Annotated in this window: 17 protein-coding genes; 12 read left to right on the top strand and 5 right to left on the bottom strand. The window is 55.4% G+C overall.

Annotated features, from left to right (window positions below):
* Window positions 1–223 precede the first annotated feature (223 nt).
* The 10 genes from JWZ98_RS16705 to JWZ98_RS16660 all read left to right on the top strand — a co-directional run bounded on the left by JWZ98_RS16705 (window position 224) and on the right by JWZ98_RS16660 (window position 12078).
* Complete coding sequence (locus tag JWZ98_RS16705) at window positions 224–1204, top strand: cytochrome c peroxidase (RefSeq protein WP_205451061.1); 981 nt, start codon at window positions 224–226, stop codon at window positions 1202–1204.
* Window positions 1201–3270, top strand: coding sequence for a DAHL domain-containing protein (locus JWZ98_RS16700; protein ID WP_205451059.1), 2070 nt, complete (start codon window positions 1201–1203; stop codon window positions 3268–3270). The genes JWZ98_RS16705 and JWZ98_RS16700 overlap by 4 nt, the downstream gene beginning before the upstream one ends.
* On the top strand, window positions 3260–4684 hold the full coding sequence (locus tag JWZ98_RS16695; protein ID WP_205451058.1) for a sigma-54 dependent transcriptional regulator: 1425 nt from the start codon (window positions 3260–3262) through the stop codon (window positions 4682–4684). Before JWZ98_RS16700 ends, JWZ98_RS16695 begins: the two co-directional genes overlap by 11 nt.
* 82 nt (window positions 4685–4766) lie before the next feature.
* A complete protein-coding gene (fba, locus tag JWZ98_RS16690) occupies window positions 4767–5777 on the top strand; it encodes a class II fructose-bisphosphate aldolase (RefSeq protein WP_205451057.1) in 1011 nt (336 codons plus the stop codon).
* A 294-nt stretch (window positions 5778–6071) separates the two neighbouring features.
* The gene (locus JWZ98_RS16685; RefSeq protein ID WP_240348044.1) at window positions 6072–6506 is read left to right on the top strand and encodes a hypothetical protein; all 435 of its coding nucleotides are present in this window, start codon (window positions 6072–6074) and stop codon (window positions 6504–6506) included.
* A gap of 11 nt (window positions 6507–6517) precedes the next feature.
* A complete protein-coding gene (locus JWZ98_RS16680) occupies window positions 6518–7183 on the top strand; it encodes a response regulator transcription factor (protein WP_205451056.1) in 666 nt (221 codons plus the stop codon).
* Window positions 7183–8505 carry a sensor histidine kinase gene (locus JWZ98_RS16675; protein WP_240348042.1) on the top strand — a complete coding sequence of 441 codons (1323 nt, stop codon included), beginning with the start codon at window positions 7183–7185 and terminating at the stop codon, window positions 8503–8505. Before JWZ98_RS16680 ends, JWZ98_RS16675 begins: the two co-directional genes overlap by 1 nt.
* Window positions 8506–8636: 131 nt before the next feature.
* Window positions 8637–10916 carry a TonB-dependent receptor gene (locus tag JWZ98_RS16670; RefSeq protein ID WP_205451054.1) on the top strand — a complete coding sequence of 760 codons (2280 nt, stop codon included), beginning with the start codon at window positions 8637–8639 and terminating at the stop codon, window positions 10914–10916.
* A gap of 118 nt (window positions 10917–11034) precedes the next feature.
* Window positions 11035–11586, top strand: coding sequence for a HupE/UreJ family protein (locus JWZ98_RS16665; protein ID WP_051669675.1), 552 nt, complete (start codon window positions 11035–11037; stop codon window positions 11584–11586).
* Between the two features lie 123 nt (window positions 11587–11709).
* Complete coding sequence (locus tag JWZ98_RS16660; protein WP_205451043.1) at window positions 11710–12078, top strand: hypothetical protein; 369 nt, start codon at window positions 11710–11712, stop codon at window positions 12076–12078.
* 191 nt (window positions 12079–12269) lie between these two features.
* On the opposite strand, the gene JWZ98_RS16655 is transcribed toward JWZ98_RS16660, so the two are convergent.
* The 5 genes from JWZ98_RS16655 to JWZ98_RS16635 form a co-directional block, all read right to left on the bottom strand.
* Entirely contained in the window at window positions 12270–12827 is a 558-nt protein-coding gene (locus JWZ98_RS16655) for a hypothetical protein (protein ID WP_205451041.1), read from the bottom strand.
* A gap of 143 nt (window positions 12828–12970) precedes the next feature.
* Window positions 12971–13597 (bottom strand): hypothetical protein, encoded by a 627-nt coding sequence (locus JWZ98_RS16650; RefSeq protein ID WP_205451039.1) that lies wholly within the window; start codon window positions 13595–13597, stop codon window positions 12971–12973.
* Complete coding sequence (locus tag JWZ98_RS16645; protein WP_171696132.1) at window positions 13594–13983, bottom strand: copper resistance protein CopC; 390 nt, start codon at window positions 13981–13983, stop codon at window positions 13594–13596. The genes JWZ98_RS16650 and JWZ98_RS16645 overlap by 4 nt, the downstream gene beginning before the upstream one ends.
* 9 nt (window positions 13984–13992) lie before the next feature.
* The gene (locus JWZ98_RS16640) at window positions 13993–14412 is read right to left on the bottom strand and encodes a hypothetical protein (RefSeq protein WP_205451037.1); all 420 of its coding nucleotides are present in this window, start codon (window positions 14410–14412) and stop codon (window positions 13993–13995) included.
* Window positions 14413–14423: 11 nt separating this feature from the next.
* Complete coding sequence (locus JWZ98_RS16635) at window positions 14424–15002, bottom strand: hypothetical protein (protein WP_205451035.1); 579 nt, start codon at window positions 15000–15002, stop codon at window positions 14424–14426.
* Window positions 15003–15130: 128 nt separating this feature from the next.
* On the opposite strand from JWZ98_RS16635, the gene nikR reads away from it, so the two are divergent.
* The gene (gene nikR / locus JWZ98_RS16630; RefSeq protein ID WP_033155586.1) at window positions 15131–15598 is read left to right on the top strand and encodes a nickel-responsive transcriptional regulator NikR; all 468 of its coding nucleotides are present in this window, start codon (window positions 15131–15133) and stop codon (window positions 15596–15598) included.
* A gap of 165 nt (window positions 15599–15763) precedes the next feature.
* A complete protein-coding gene (locus tag JWZ98_RS16625; RefSeq protein WP_240348040.1) occupies window positions 15764–17200 on the top strand; it encodes a HupE/UreJ family protein in 1437 nt (478 codons plus the stop codon).

The raw sequence follows: 17200 nt of genomic DNA, 5'->3' as shown, positions 1-17200 counted from the left end.
GCTGGAAAGCGCTGCGATGCCGGTCATTAAGCGGCGGAGGGCGGTTGACAGAGTGGCTTATTCAGCAACTTTTGTCTCAGGGTGGGTTAACGGAAGGCTTAAATGTAACCTGATGGCCGCAGCAAAAGGCCGTTGATCCAGCGTGAAATTTAGGCTTACCGCGATTTCAATCGAGGATAGAATGAAGACCGGACTCTTAAACCACGCTTTGACACACGTAAACATGACGCAAAAAAGTATGCCTGGGCTTTTTTTAGCGGTTGGCATGGGGATGGCCTTAACGATGGCCGCGCGGGCGCAAACCCCGGAACCGCTGGCGCCCTTACCGCTCACAGTGGCTTTAGATGCCCCGCGCGTGGTGTTGGGCCAACGCTTATTTCACGATCCCAAACTCTCCGACCAAGGCCAGCGCTCTTGCGCCAGTTGTCATCCGCTAGACAGCGGCGGCATGGACGGCAAGGTCCGCGCCGAAGCGGCGGACGGGGTGTCGCGGCTGCGCAATACCCCCAGTTTGTTCAATGTCTCGTTCAATTACTTTTTTAATTGGGATGGGGTAGTTACCACGCTGGAAGCCCACACCGAAAAAGTCATGCTCAATCCAAAAATCATGAACGCCAAATGGCCGGAGCTGATCGAGCGTTTGCGCGCGGTGCCGGATTATGTCGATGCGTTTAGCCGAATCTACCCGGACGGATTGACCAAAGCCAACGTCGTCGATGCCTTGAGCCATTTCGAACGTAGTTTGATCACGCCCAATGCCCGCTTCGACCGCTTTCTGCGCGGTGAAACCACGTCGCTTGACGCTGACGAACAGGAAGGCTTTCATTTGTTCAAGGCCTTGGGCTGCGTGGCCTGCCATCAGGGCGTCAATATCGGCGGCAATCTATTCCAGAAGTTCGGCGTATTCGGCGCACCGCAAGGGCCGCAAGAGCCGGTGGACGAGGGCCGTTACAGCGTCACCGGCAACGACAGAGACCGCGGTGTGTTTCGGGTGCCTAGCCTGCGCAATGTGGCCGTCACCGCGCCGTTTTTTCACGACGGCCGCGCCGCTACCCTGGAAGCGGCGGTGGATACGATGGCCGAGCATCAATTGGGCAAGCGGCTGGCGGCGAAGCAGCGCGATGCTATCGTTAAATTTCTAAAGACATTGACCGGGGAATACGCCGGCAAGGCTTTGGTCGCCAGCCAATCAGCCAAGCCATGACCGTGATTTCCTGGCGGCCCAGATTGATCGTCGCCGGTCTGTTGCTGGCCTTGACCTATCTCTGGTTACAAAGCGCCAGCCCGGAACTGGAACGGCGTAACCGCCTGCAAACCACGCTGCGCATCATCGAATTGCGCGATGCGGAACTGATGCGCGATATTTTGCTGGCCCGCGCCGGCCTGCTGGCCAACTACGATGCCCTCACCAAAGCCGGCCAGGAGCTGCTGCGCTTGTCGCAGAGTTTGCAAACCGAATTGCAAGCGGTGGAGGCGGCGGAGCAATTGCTTGGCAATTTAGCGGACCAGCTAACCGCAACGGTGCAGGAACGCTTGGGGCAGATCGAATACCTGAAATCCGATAATGCCTTGCTGCGTAATTCGGTGATGTCCTTCGACGAAATCGGTAAAACCTTGCGCGCTGCCGCGAAGCCGGGTGATGCCGTCAAGCTGGGCAATTTATGGCGCTTGATGTTTAGTTTCATGGACAGCCCGCAGCCGGAACTGGCCGTGGAAATTCAGCAGGAGCTTGATCGGCTGGCCGGATTGGCCGCGCAGTCGGATGACTATCGGGTGCTGATCGCCCACGGCCGGCTTATTATCGAGGTGTCGCCGAAGGTGGATACGCTGCTGCGGCAGATCATCGCCCAGCCCATCGTTAGCCGGGTCGATGATTTGCAACAAGCCCTGCGCCAATACAGCGGCAGCGTGGAGCAACAAGCCGAAGCCTATCGTTTGGCGTTGTATTTGGTCGCCGTCATCCTGTTGGCGTATTTGCTGTATCAATTTGTCCTGCTCAGGGCGAACACGCTGGCGTTACGAAAGGCCCACGCCAATTTGCAACAAGAAACCAACGAACGCTTGCAAGCCGAATCCTGGTTGCGGGAAAGCGAAGCCCGGCTGCGCGCCATTACCGATTCGGCGCATGAGGCGATTGTTTCTGTGGACATGCAGGGCAATATCGTGTCCTGGAACCAGGGCGCGCAGATGATGTTTGGCTTTCCGGCAGACCAGGTGCTGGGTCAGCCGTTTCAGCAGTTGCTGGCAAACCCGGCGCCGGATTTTTTTGCACAAATCCAGGAAGTACAAGGCGCAAATCGACTTAGTAGCCCAATGCGGGAATTGAAAGCGTTAAGGCGGAACAACAGCGTGTTTCCGGTTGAGTTGTCGCTATCCAGTTGGACGCGCGGCGCCGAGCGCTATTTGACCGCGATCATCCGCGACATTAGCGTGCGCAAGCAACTGGAACAGGTGGCTCGCCAGCAAGAGTTGCAACTGATTCAAGCCAACAAAATGACTGCCTTGGGTACTTTGGTGTCCGGCGTCGCGCATGAAATCAATAACCCCAATCAACTGATTCTGTTTAATTCCGGCTTACTTGCCGATATTTGGAGTGACGCGCTGGAGGTGTTGGAAGAGCATTATCAAGCGGCCGGCGAGTTTTCCTTGGGCGGCTTGCCCTACAGCGAAATGCGCAATAGTGCGGCGGTGTTGATCCGCGATGTCAGGGATGGCGCTAAACGCATCGAACGTATTGTCGCCGAACTGAAAAACTATGCCCGCCCGCCCAGCAACGAGGCTCCGGTATCTTTCGCAATTAATGACGTGGTGGAGCGGGCGCTGGCTTTACTGAAGCATTTGATCGAACAAAAAACTCGGCATTTCAAAACCGATTTGGCCGAGGGCTTGCCTGAGCTGCGCGGCAATCCGCAGCAGGTGGAACAGGTGTTGGTCAATCTGTTGATCAACGCCTTGGAAGCACTCCCGGACCAGGAAAAATCCGTCAGCGTTACCACCAAGCTAATGAATGACGGCCGCCAGCTCTGCGTGGAAGTCCGCGACGAAGGCGTAGGTATCGCCGCCGAACATATCCAACAACTCTGCGACCCGTTCTTTACCACGAAGCAGGCTAATGGCGGCACCGGCTTGGGTTTGGCGATCAGTGCTTCATTGCTGCGCGCTCAAGGCGGTAGCTTAAGTTTTTCATCCGAGCCGGGGCAAGGCACCTGTGCACGGGTTATTTTTCAGGTTAATCCGGGGCTGGCGATGGACGCGAATCATGCAATGTAAAGACCTGGGCAACCTGCCTATCTTGTTGGTGGACGACGAAGCGCAATTGCTGCACAGCGCCAGTCTGGTATTGCGTAGCGCCGGCTTTGCCGAGGTGCTGACGCTGGACGACAGCCGGACGGTGCTGCCGTTGTTGGCTAGTCGAACGGTCGGCGTAATAGTGCTGGATCTAACCATGCCGCATCTGTCCGGCAAGGCGTTATTGGAGCAGATAGCCGCCGAGTATCCGGAAATCCCGGTGATCATGATGACCGCCACCAACGATTTGCAGATTGCGGTGGAGTGCATGCGCAGCGGCGCCAGCGATTATTTACTCAAGCCGGTGGAGCATAGCTGTCTGGTGGCCGCGGTGCGGCGGGCGGTGGAAAGCCGGGTGCTGCGCGCGGAATTTTTGTCGCTGAAAGAGCGAATGCTCACCAACAGCCCACACGAACCCAGCGCATTTGCCGACATCGTCACGCAAAGCCCGGCCATGTTTGCTATCTTCCGCTACATCGAAGCTATTGCCGCCTCCCCGCAACCGGTGTTGATCACCGGCGAAACCGGGGCCGGCAAAGAGTTGATTGCCCGTGCCTTGCACCGCTTGTCCGGGCGCGCGGGTGATTTGGTGGCGGTCAATGTCGCCGGCCTGGACGATACCTTGTTTTCCGATACGTTGTTCGGCCATGCCAAGGGCTCGTTTACCGGCGCGGAACGGGCCCGTGACGGATTGCTGGCCAGCACCGGCGATGGCACGTTGTTTCTGGATGAAATCGGCGACCTCAGTATCGCTTCGCAGGTCAAATTGTTGCGTTTGTTGCAGGACGGCTCCTTCTACCCGATAGGCGCGGATCGGCCCCGGCAGAGCAGGGCGCGCATCATTGTGGCGACCCATTGCGATGTCAGACGGCAAGTCGAACTCGGCAGTTTTCGCAAGGATTTATATTTTCGCTTGCGGACCCATCATATCCAACTGCCGCCGCTCCGTGAACGCCGGGAAGACTTGCCGCAACTGACGCTGCATTTTGTGGAAAAAGCCGCCGACAGCCTGAGCAAGCCCGCGCCCAGCGTGCCGCCGGCGTTGTTTCAGTGGTTGCATAATTACCCGTTCCCCGGCAATATCCGCGAGCTGGAAGGCATGGCCTTCGATGCGGTCGCCCGTAGCCAGGGTGGGGTACTGTCCTTGCAGAGTTTCAAGGAGGCCATTGCCGAGCAAATGCCGATGCCCGGCGATGCTAGTGTCATGGACGGGATGTCGGCCTCGTCCGGCAGTTTTCCGGAGCGCTTGCCGACGCTGAAGGAATCCGAAGAGTCACTGATTGCCGAAGCTTTACAACGCGCCCAAGGCAATCAAGGGGTCGCCGCCGGTTTGCTGGGCATCAGCCGGCAGGCTTTAAACAAGCGGCTGATTCGCCGCGACGCGGAAAGCTTGTGAGCCGATAACCTATTTGTTCCGACGGTGTAGATGCCGTCAGACGCCATCTAATTAAATATAACAACGCCAAGGAGAGCCAAGCGTGGCTTTAATATCTTTACGACAACTTTTGGATTACGCGGCCGAACACAGCTTTGCCGTGCCCGCTTTCAATATCAGTAACATGGAGCAAGTGCAGGCCATCATGCAGGCGGCCGATGCCTGCGATAGTCCGGTGATCATGCAAGGTTCGGCTGGCGCTAATCGCTATGCCGGCGAGGTATTTCTGCGGCATTTGATCTTGGCCGCCGTCGAGCAATATCCGCATATTCCGGTGGTGATGCACCGCGATCACGCACCGTCGCCGGACATTTGCGCCCAGGCTATTCAATCGGGATTTAGCTCGGTGATGATGGATGGCTCTTTACTGGAGGACATGAAAACCCCGGCGTCTTTTGCCTATAACGTCGAGGTGACCCACCGCGTAGTGAACATGGCGCATGCCTGCGGCGTGTCGGTGGAAGGCGAAATCGGTTGCCTGGGTTCGTTGGAAAATCAGCAAGATGCGGATCACAGCCGCTTGCTGACCGATCCCGACGAGGCGGTGGAATTTGTCAAACACACCCAAATCGATGCGTTGGCAGTGGCCATCGGCACCAGTCATGGCGCGTATAAATTCAGTAAACCGCCGACTGGTGAAGTGTTGGTGATCAGTCGCTTAAAAACCTTGCAACAGCGTCTGCCGAATATGCATTTTGTGATGCACGGCTCCAGTTCGGTGCCGCAAGACTGGCTGCAAGTCATCAACGAATACGGCGGCGATATTCCGGAAACCTATGGCGTGCCGGTGGCGGAAATTGTGGAAGGCATTAAATACGGGGTACGAAAAGTCAATATCGATACCGACTTGCGCATGGCCTCCACCGGCGCGATTCGCCGCTTTATCGCCCAACCGGAACATGCCGCGGAATTGGATGCCCGCAAGATTTACCAGGCTGCCAGGGATGCGATGCAGACGCTTTGCCAGGCGCGTTACGAAGCATTTGGTTCGGCTGGACATGCCGGCAAGATTAAAGTGGTGCCATTAAGCCGGATGGTGAAAAGCTATTGTTGAGATAGGCAAACGCCGAGCGGATTTTTCGCAAAGTTGCCTATGATGTTCTGAGCATCGAATGCCCTGCTTGCCTATCCTGCGGGCTTGTCGTTGGCAATCCCGTAAAGCCCGACTGGGCAGTTCCGACAGAAATCCCGCCTTAACCCCCGCTATTTCCATTCGATGTAAGACTAAAAAAATAATTATCTTAATAATGCTACAATTCGCGGCCGATTAGGTTTGTCCGAAAGTGAGTCCTTTATTTTTTATCCGTGAGAACGGGAACGGGCTACAGCGTAGTCATTAGGAGGAAATGTGAGAGTTTTGGCTATTGTGTTAATTGCATCGCTGGTATGCGTGATGGGTGCTTGCAGCAAGGCGAATCAGATCAATGCCCGGAGTTTACAGACTGCGCAGAAGTCGGTTTTTTACATCAAAGAACATTTACCGGAAGCCGAACGTATGCCGTTTGAGGTTTCCTATTGGTTATTGCGCGAGCAAATCAAGAATAACGATGAGTTCTTGCAACTCATCGACGGTAAGACTTCGAAAGAGTTGATCGACTTGGGGAAAGACAATTTCACGAAGCGTAAAGCGGCCGGCGATAAGGAATATGCCCGTTACGAGAATTGGGAGCAGATGATTGCCAAGTCTGCGCAACAACGCAACGCTCAAGAAACCGCCGACAGCGCCGATCCGCGCGACAAAAAGGATTACCCCCGCGTCGACTACAAGATGCACGCGATGTAACTCGCGCATTTATGCGTCTACTACTGGTCGAGGACGATCCGGCCTTTGCTTTGCCGTTGGCTGACGATTTGCGCGGCGCCGGCTACGTCGTCGATACCGCAACCGACGGTGCGCAGGGCGAGTTCCTGGGGGCGACTGAGCCCTACGATGCTGCGATTCTCGACTTGGGCTTGCCCAAGCTCGCCGGCCTGGAAGTACTGAAATGCTGGCGCGACGCCGGCAACCACATGCCGGTGATTGTCTTGACCGCTCGCGATGCCTGGCACGAAAAAGTCGACGGCTTTAAAGCCGGCGCCGACGACTATGTCTGCAAGCCCTTCCACCCCCAAGAATTGCTGGCCCGCTTGCAGGCGGTGTTGAAGCGAGTGCACCATTTCAACCAAGCCAAACTAAGACTGTTCGGCGTCGAACTGGACGAAGACGAACAAACCGCCCTGGTTGACGGCGGCGAAGCTCAACCGCTGACAGCCATCGAATTCAGGCTGTTACGCTATTTCATGCTGAATGCCGGCAAGGTGTTAAGCAAGGCGCAACTGGGAGAACACGTCTACAGCGAATCCACAGAACCCGACAGCAACGTGCTGGAAGTCTACGTCAAACGCCTGCGTAAGATTGTCGGCACCGATTTGATTCATACTCGGCGCGGCCAGGGCTATCTGTTCGGTCTCAAGCCGTGATGTCCTTACGCAAGCGCTTGGGCCGCGGCCTGATCGCGGTGCTGGGCGCGATATTCATTCTGCACTGGATCGCTGCCGACTGGATCATCCGTAGCGCCGCCGAAAAGCAAATGGCCAACCGCTTGACCGACGACGGCTATTCGCTGCTGGAGTCTCTGGCCTATAGCGACGCCGACCAAGTCGCTTTCAATAGTTTCCATATCAGTTCGGTCTACAACCGCCGGTTATCCGGCCACTATTACTTAGTCAAGGTCGACGCTCAGGGCTACCCGTCGCCGTCTTTGCTGGATTTTCCGTTGGCGGTCGAGGCCGTCGGGCCGGAGCAATCGATGCTGTACCATGCGGCCGGGCCCGAGAAAACGCCTCTGTTGGTATTGACCTTGGGCGCGGTCCGTTTCGGCCATCGCATCAACATCAGCGTGGCCGAAGACCTGTCGGCGGTCGACCACGACATCACCGCCATTCGCGTTGCCTATTTGAGTTTGACTTTGCTGATATTGTTCAGCGCCATCGGCCTGCTGCGCTGGGACATCCAGCGCGCGCTACGTCCGCTGGCCACGGTGCGCGCCGAACTGGAGCAGGTCGCCGGCGGCGGCAGGCAACATATCGGCAGCGAGGTGCCGGCCGAAGTCCAGCCGCTGGTCGAGGAAATTAACCATTTGCTGGAATTGGTCGTCCGCCGCTTGCAACAGTCGCGCACCGCGATGGGCAATCTGGCGCATGCGCTGAAGTCGCCGATGGCGCTATTGCTAAGAATCGGCGAAGACCCGCATTTCGATGGCCGGCCTGACTTGCGGTCGCGCCTGGATGAGCAAAGCCAAGCTATACGCCATTGCATCGAACGCGAATTAAAACGGGCGCGGATCGCCGGCGACCAGCAGGCGGCGCCGGCTTTCAACCCGCATAGCGAAATCATCGCTCTGAAAAAGACCCTGCGCGCCATTTACGCCGACAAGCCGCTGGATATTCAAGTCACCGCACCCAAACAACTGCTGCATTTCGACCGGGAAGACTTGATGGAAGTCCTAGGCAACCTGCTGGATAACGCCTGCAAATGGGCGAAGCAGCGGATTGATGTCGAATTGGCGCTGGAAGGTGGGGTGGTGATTCGGGTTGCCGACGACGGCCCCGGTTGCCAAAACGAAGATCTGGACTACCTGACTCAACGCGGCCGGCGCCTGGATGAGTCGGTGCAGGGCCATGGCCTGGGTCTTGGTATCGTGTCGGACATCGTAAACACCTACCAAGGCGCAATAGGTTTTAGCCGCAGTAAGTCGCTGGGCGGCTTTTTGGTAACGGTGAGTTTGCCGTTGCATCGCTAAAACCGGATTTAAAGCGCCGGGATTTTCAGTTTCGATTCAGTTGGCTTGGTTACATTGCGCCCCGGTATTCAGTTTCGGCCTGCCGGGGCTTGGATGCGTTGTTAATCAATATTCAATCCGAAGTGAATCATATGCCCAAACAACATGGATTATTGCCGGCTTTGCTAGCGGGTCTGATGGCCGGGAGCGTGGCGGCGGCCGAACCCGAGACCCATTCGCCTTCAGCCGAGAATGCCGTCGACACGCTGACTAGCGTCGAAGTCGAAGAAAGCGTCGAGAAAGCTGCGACCTTCTCCGGTTCCACCGCGGTGATCAGTAAAGACACTTTGGAACGCGACCAGGTGTTTACCGTCAACGAAGCCTTGCGCAAGGCGCCCGGCGTTTACGTGCGCGACGAGGAAGGCTTTGGTCTGCGGCCGAATATCGCCTTTCGCGGCCAGAACCCGTTCCGTTCCACCAAGGTGTTGTTTCTGGAGGACGGCATCCCGTTCAACTTCGCGCCCTACGGCGACAACGACATCTACTACCATCCGCCCATCGAGCGCTACGACGGCATCGAGATTTACAAGGGCGCCGATTTGACTCAATTCGGCCCGCAAACCATCAACGGCGCAATCAATTACTTGACACCCAAGGTACCAACCACGCCGGGCGGTTTCGTCAGCTTTACCGGAGGTAACCGCGATTACCTGAACGGCCATGCCCGTTACGGCGGCATGGTCAAGAACGTGCAAGGCCTGGACGCGGTCGGCGGCGTAGTCGATTATATCCACAAGGAAGGCATGGCAAACCGCGACAATACCTTTGCCGTGGTCGACGACGCCAACTTAAAAAGCATCATCGATTTCGACGCTCGCAACCGTCTAACCCTGCGCGGCGACTTTTACCATCAGGACGAACAAGGCGCGGCCTTCGGTTTGACCGATGCCGAATACCGCAAACTGGGCGCACGTTACAATCCGGACAAAAACGCCAATTTTACCAACGACCGCTGGTCCACCTCGGCCACCTACGAGCACAGCTTTACTAACGACGTAACGCTGGAAACCAGTTTTTACTGGTCGGCGTACGAGCGAAACTGGTGGCGGCAGCAAAACGAATTTCCGACCGAGAACCAGTGCGTAAGCCGAGGCATCCCCACTTATGTGCAGGATCGGGAGAACGGCATTCCGGTCGATATGGATTTGTGTAATTACAACTCCGGCCGCTTGCGCAACTACGAAACCTGGGGCGTGGCACCGACCTTGCACGCCAAGCACGACCTGTTCGGCATCGAAAGCCAATTGGATGCGGGTTTTCGGGCGCATTTCGAGAATCAGTATCGGCGCATGATTCGCGGCAGTACCGCGGACGCACGCGACGCGAGCAACCCGAACGGCGGCAATTACGGTCAACTGACTGAGAATAACCAGCGCTTTGCCGACGCCTATTCCGGCTTTGTGCAGAACAAATTCATCTGGAACGATTGGACCTTCACGCCGGGCGTACGATTGGAATCGGTCAGCTACGAGCGCAAGAATTTGCTGAACGGGGCGCAAGGCCAAAGCAGCCTGACCGAAATCCTGCCGTCGTTCGCGATGACGTATGCGCCCATCGATAGCGCCGAGCTGTTTTTCGGCATTCACCGTGGCTTCGCACCACCCCGAGTGGAGGACGCGGTTTACAACGATACCGGCGGCTCGGCGGAAGTCGGCGCCGAGATCAGCTGGAACACCGAGTTCGGCGTCCGAGCTCGGCCGGTGCGCGGCGTCAAAACCGAGCTGACCTATTTCCACAACGACTTCGATTCCTTAACGGTATTGGGCACGGTCGGCGGCGGCACCGTACCGGTCGCGCAAGGCAAGGCCTTGTATGAAGGCATTGAACTGATGGCGCGGGCCGACTTCGGCGATGTGTTCAACTGGACTCACAATCCTTATGTGCAGATTGCCTATATGTGGCTGCCGACCGCCGAGACCACCGAAGCCTTCCGCTGCGTGCCGCTGTCCAGCGGCGCCTATCCGGCGAGTTGCCCCGGCGGCAATGTGTTCGGTTCCGCGCCCGGCAAGCGCGCGCCCTACGCGCCGGAAAGCCTGTTGACCGCGACCTTGGGCTATTCGCATCCGACCGGTTTCGATGCCCACTTGGAAGCAGCCTTCGTCAGCGAGCAATACGCCGATTTTCTGAATCTGGACAGCGGCGTCGACCATCCCAACGGCCCGACCAGCAGCGCGGCTTTGGGTGGCAGCTACGGCAAGATCAACGACTATGTGGTGGTCAACTTCGCCAGCTCCTACAAGGTGCGCAAGGACTTGACCCTGTTCGTGTCGCTGAAAAACATGCTGGACAACACCTACATCACCGACCGGGTGCGCGGTATTCAGTCGGGCATGTCGCGTCTGGTGCAGGCAGGGTTTAAGTACGAGTTTTGAGAGGCAGGGTTTTTTATTTTAATTTGGTTATGAAATATTTTTAATTCGTCTTATTTCTGCTACGATGGCGGCGTTTCTATAAAAATTCCTCAACCTTGCCGCTATCGGAGACAGAAGCATGACGCAACAATTATTACGACGGTTTTTAGTTGTAATGCTGGCGTCTGTGTCAGCTGTGCAGGCGCACCCGTTGCATTGGGCCGAAGAATCGGTCGGTTTTGGCAGCGGTTTGCTCCATCCTTTTTCCAGTTCCGATCACATCTTGACGATGCTCGCGGTAGGCATGTGGATTTGCCGGACAGGTAGCGGCAAATCGTTTGTTTGGCAGGTGTTATTGTTCTTGTGCATGTTGTTGCTGGGCGGCGGTTTGACCCTGATCCCGTTGGAGATTGCCCACGCTGAAACGCTGATGTATGCGAGCGTGCTGGTTTTGGGTTTGCTGTTGGCGTCGGGACGCAAATTGCACTGGGTTTTTTCGTTGCTGCTGATTGCTGCCGTCGCGGTGTTTCACGGTTATGTGCACGCTTTGGCTATTTGGCTGGATGTTGAAGCGCTGGGCTATACGGCCGGCTTCGCTTTGGCGACTTCAAGTCTATTGGCAATCGGCGTTGCCGTAAACCTGGGTATCTTGATGTCACTGGCTAAGCTGGCCGGCCGGATGCCCCAATAAATAGCCACGCCAAGCACTCGAAAATAATTTCAACCACAGGAGTCGCCCGCTCAGTAGCGTTTAATCTCAGATCAGGACAATTTGCTTTACCCGTTACATTTCATTTTAACTAAGAGGAAACACATGACATTTAAGAAAATTTTTATCGCATCAACTCTGCTGGTTTCGATTCTGGGCTTTTCCGGTGCAACGTATGCAAAAGAAGCCCATAAAACCGTGCCAGAGGTGTTGAAAGAAGTGGATGCGCATATGCAAGCCGCTTTGGATGCGATTCCGTCCGCTGATTCGACAAAAATAGCCACGTTGATCAAGGAAGCGTCACAAAGCGCCAGCGAACTTAGCGCCAACTATAAATTCGAATTCGAACGCGACAAAGTAGTTTTGAAATTGAAAAAAGCCAGAGAATTGGCTAAAAAGTCGGATTTTGCTGCGGCAGAACAAGAACTTAAAGAAGCCAGAGAAGGCTTTGCCGGTCTGACAAAATTCCAGTAATGGCATTTTGATAACACAAATACTTCATGTATGCAGTTTGGGCAGCTTAGGCTGCCCTTTTTTTTGCGCGGAAGAAAAATACCGGAAGTCGCCGCCGACTGGGCCGGCGTGGACAATTTAAGTGGCCGGAAAAATAGCGCGATGAAGAACTAACGGGTCGTTTTTCACAGGGATAGGCAAGAAAATAAACGTCAAAAACGCCAATACCTCTCGCTGTTATTCGAGTGTGCCAACTCCGGCGACGGCAGAAGTTGGCTTTTACTGTTGGTTAGAAAGCCTGGTTGGCAAAGGGGGTTGAAACTGGGGCGTTGAACCACGTTAAAGCCAAATTCGGTGGCTTGGTGGCAGGCGTTGCAACCAGCGGTGAGCTTATCGTAATTTGCAATAAACTCAGCTTTGTTTTTGGCGTTTATCGCTTGTTCCAGCGCTGTGAGTGGCTGGTCGACATATTGGGCGATCAATTCCGGAATCGCTTGTTTGATCTGCTTATGCGTGGGGTGGTACTTACCGGCATCTTCCATCCCTTCGTGCAGTTCGTCGATTTCATAGGCCGCCAGTGCCCAGTTTTCGGCCTGACCGGCAAACCATAATTTGGCGTGGCGAGTGGCGGTTTGCGCCATGATTTCACCCAGGCCTGGTACGAAACCGGCGTCGGCGTGCTGTTCATCGTGGTGGTGATGGGAGGCACAGGCGGTTAGCGATAACACGCAAGCGGCCAGTATGGTCGATTTAAATCGGATTGGTGTCATAGGGGGTTCCTTTGCAAGACAGAGTGAAAGCAGGCTATTGACTACCGACGGTCGCGACATACGCGGCGCGCCGGTATCTTTTCGTTCGGCCCGTAGCATGGGGTTACGGCAGGACGGTTGTGGCCGGAGCGATGAAATCGGAATTAATGCGGTGTATGAGCTGGATTGGGCTTTAGCCAGCGCGGCACGAAATAGGCCGCCAGTGCTATCAATCCGCCCAGCAACCCCACCACAATCCATAGGCTATTGCCGCTAGTGGCCGTTGGTTCCACAAGCAAGCCAACGGTCAGCGGCATGTGTAGCGCGCTGATCTCCGGTGGCGTATGCAAGTCGTTGTCCTCTACGAACAACACTGCTTGGTATTTACCCGGCGTTTTAAAATCCACTGTCGTCGTCAATACGCCTTGCTTAACCACGGCCATCGGTAATTCGGCGATGGATTGACCGTCTTCGCGTAATATTTTCAATGCCACCGGCTTCTTGCGTACATCCAGATCCAGCAAATCGATCGCAATCTGAGTTTTGCCGACGTGCGGCAGATCGACGCATTCGGCCTGAGGTACGGATTTGTCGTCCTTGGCACGATTAGGATCGATCTGGTAGGCGGCAAAATTGACGACGTAATAGTCATTGGTCAGCATGCAACCGTACAGATCGTAGCTGCCGTTGGCGCCTTTGCGGTTACCGCCCAGCGGCACCGATGCCATAGCCAGTTGCAAGCCGGTCGCGAACAACAATAAAACAGCGGAAAGTCGGCTGATACGGATCATGGTTTGGCCTCCCCGGGCGCCGATTCGGCGACGATGGAAAATTTGGAAACCCCGCTGACGATTAGCCCGTCTTCGGTAATCACCCGGTAGCGGGTGGCGTAAGCGCCGGGCGGCAATGTTTGGGTGGTGGCGGTTAGCCGATGGCGTTCGCCGAGGACTAGGCGGGCATCGCCGTTGTCCACCCGCTTGCCTTGGGCATCGACAACCACGACCGAAGGTGAACGCTCGCCGACGTTACCACTGAACCAGAACTTCACCGTGCCGTCGAAACCGGTCACTTCGGCGTTGTTTTTGGGGTCGGATTTTAGCAGCACGCCTTCGGCAAGGCTAATTGGGCTGGCCAATGCCAGCAACACCGGGATGAATGGATTTAAAAGCTTACGCATGGAGTTTCCTTAGGGCAGGCCGAAGAAGCCGGCGATGAACAGTACCAGCGGATCGGATAAGGGGTGAAAGAAGCCCAAGGTTATCGCCGCCAGACTAATAACGAAAACCCGGGTCCAGGTCGTCAGATCCAAATCCTGTTTGCGCCAGAGCAAATGAAATGCCAGCCAACTTGATAACCAGACGCCGATAGCCAGGGTTTCCTTGCCCGTATACGAGCCTATGCTGCCGTCCGGGCCCTTGCCTTGCGAACCCGGAATCCAGTAGCCGAAGCTATGCACTAATTTATCCAGGCCGGGCGACAATCGCGAAATATGGTGGCTGACCATCAAGGTCAAAAATGCCAATAATAGCGCCAGGCTGGCCGCTACCACCGGCCCGGAGTACAGGGGCTCGTTATTGGAATCGATTTGGTTTTGATTATGTATCACGCGGGTCACCTTCAAACAAAGCGTAGTTTGGCCAGTACCAAGCCAACCACGAAGCCGATCATCAGAAAACTCCATGACACCAGGATTGTGATGCCGACGAAGCGGGTCAGGTCGCGGCGCATTTGGATCGATAGGCCGTAGTAGTACAGTGTCGCGGTAGCCAAAAGCATCAGCGGAAACGGGAACAGCGAGACGAATTCCTTGAATTCCATCAGCACGTTATGAATTGCCGGCACATGAGCCAATATCCAGTCGCGCGGACCGTCTTGACCGCGGTAGCGCATATAGATCCAGTTCCCGCTAATCGCGCCGGCCAGATTTAGCAGGGTGGCGGCCAGCAGCCAGTGGCGCAACGATTCAAGTCTGACGTGCATGCCTTTTATCAACGGAATGGCGCGATGGGTAAGATAGGTGCCGACCACGACAGCGAGGATAGCGCTCACGCCATGCACGCCGGCCTTCAGGCTATACTCGCTCGGATACCAAAAGTCTGACGCCGTTAATATCAACAGCAGTGTTAAGGCAATACCGACTTGGCTGCGAATGACGAGTTTGCTGAAGTTGTCGTGTATGTAATGTCCGGTGGACATGAAAAATGCCTCTTGTTGTTTTAATCGCGCCGGCAGTGCGGCGGGTATCTATATCGGCGTAAACGCCAGCGAATCAGGGCTTTGCGTTATAATCGGCGATCCCATAACAATAACGACAGGAGCCGACTTTGGAACGTTTTACCATCTCTCTCAACGACGATTTGGCCGCCGAATTCGATCAATGGATTGCAGCGCGCGGCTACTCCAACCGTTCCGAAGCCGTACGCGATTTATTGCGCAAGGAAATCGAAACCAAGCGCCTAAGCAAGGATGAAGCCATCTACAGCATCGCCACGCTGTCCTATGTCTACAATCATCACGAACGCAATTTAGCCGAACGCCTAACCAGCCTGCAACACGACGCCCATGACCTGGTCGTGTCGTCCATGCATGTTCATCTCGATCACGACGACTGCATGGAAACCTTGTTCCTGCGCGGCATGACTCAACGAATTCGGTCGCTGGCAGACAAAATGTCCGCCGAAACCGGGGTGCGCCACGCATCGCTAAACTTGGTGCCGGTGAAAATGGCAATGTCGCATCACCAGCATGGTCACCACGATCATACTCACAGCCACTTTCATCCGCGTACTTGAAGGCCCGAGTTAGCGGCACGAGCAGTTTATTGGCGAAGATAATAAGATATTTTGTTAAATCTTCATAATTTTAAAAAATGTGACTTCTATCGTATGATGGTTTTCCGTTTTGTCCTACGTGGCGCATAGATCGAGCTTTAAGACCGATAAACCCAGATAAATCTCATGCAATTTCAGTTTCAAACCAAGCTAACAGAGTCAGCCCGCAGCCGTTTATGGCTCGCGTCGTGCCTGGCTTTGGCGTTTGGGTTGATGTTTCCGTTGCTCAATATTTCTGGCGGTTTGGATAATATCGGTTGGAATAATGGCTTCAGTCATCCCTTGGGGGGCTGGGATCACCTGCTGACCATGTTGGCGGTGGGGATCTGGGCCGCGCAATTACGCGGTCAAGCGATCTGGATGTTGCCGTTGGCCTTTGTCGGCGTGATGAGCTTGGGCGGATTGGCCGGCGCGGCCGGGCTGACGATTCCGAGCGTCGAAGGCATCATCCTATTGTCTTGCGCGGTGTTTGCCGTACTGATTACCCGCAAAATTCGTTTCAGCGCTAAGGTCAACGTCTTTATCGTCGCCTTTTTCGCGTTTTTCCACGGCTTCGCCCACGGCCAGGAAATTTCCACGTCGGCTAGTTTATTGTCTTATACACTGGGCTTTATGCTGGCAACGTTGTTGCTGCACGGCGCCGGGATACTGGTGGCTAAATTGGTGGTATTGACCGCTACCTGCTTGCTGACTTTGTTATTCTCGCAAGCGGCGTTGGCCAAAGCCGCTGACGCCATGGTCAGCGACACCGACAACATTACAACGCTAAGCCAGAACACCAGTTCAACAGCGTTGAGCAACTGGACGGACTTATTCAATACCGGAGCGTTGGCCGAGCGGCCTGATTTTGAGCGGCAAGTAGCTGCGATGGGGCTGGATGATGCGGTTTCGGGCGGTCAAGCATTGGGTAGTCCGGCCGGATATTCGGCGACAAAGGCTTGCGCTACGGACGGTCAAACCCTTGGGCTCAGTGCTTCATTGAGCGCTTATTTGCAGAATCTGTCGGTGCTGTTCAAGGCTATCGTCGATTTCGATGGTCTGGCAGCACTGGGCAACTTAAACTTCAGGCAGCTGTTTCCGGACATCAATCATACGCCGGGTACGCATTTGTCCAGCAGTGGCGTCGGTCGCACATCGCCGCCTGCCTATTCGAATTTCTTTGTTGTAAGCACCTCTTTTACTCTTCGCAAGTCCCCGGTTTCCACTGTTGAAGCGCCCCGTCTTCAACCGACTTTCGCCAGCACTCTCCTCGGCGATTTTAATACCCAATCATTTAACGAGTTACAGCCGGACGCTTTAGCGGCTGCGGTTTCCAGCAAGCAGTTTTCGCTCCCCGAGCCAGCGCTTTGCTCGGCACGTTTATTCCTCCCGGTTCATTCTCGCGCTGTCGGCGTTCAACGGCTCATAGCGCGCGGTTTAGAAAATTCGACCGATTTCGGTCCAGGCAATACCCCAAAAACAATAACAACTAAAACAATAACGCACATCGAGGAAGACCTTATGCAACACCCTGCCGGCGCTTCGCGTCACCCATCGCCTTTACTAAATACCTCCCGGAGCTGA

It is taken from the genome of Methylomonas sp. EFPC1 (assembly GCF_016925515.1).
Lineage (GTDB): Bacteria > Pseudomonadota > Gammaproteobacteria > Methylococcales > Methylomonadaceae > Methylomonas > Methylomonas defluvii.
This window is presented reverse-complemented; position numbering and strand designations above follow the sequence as displayed.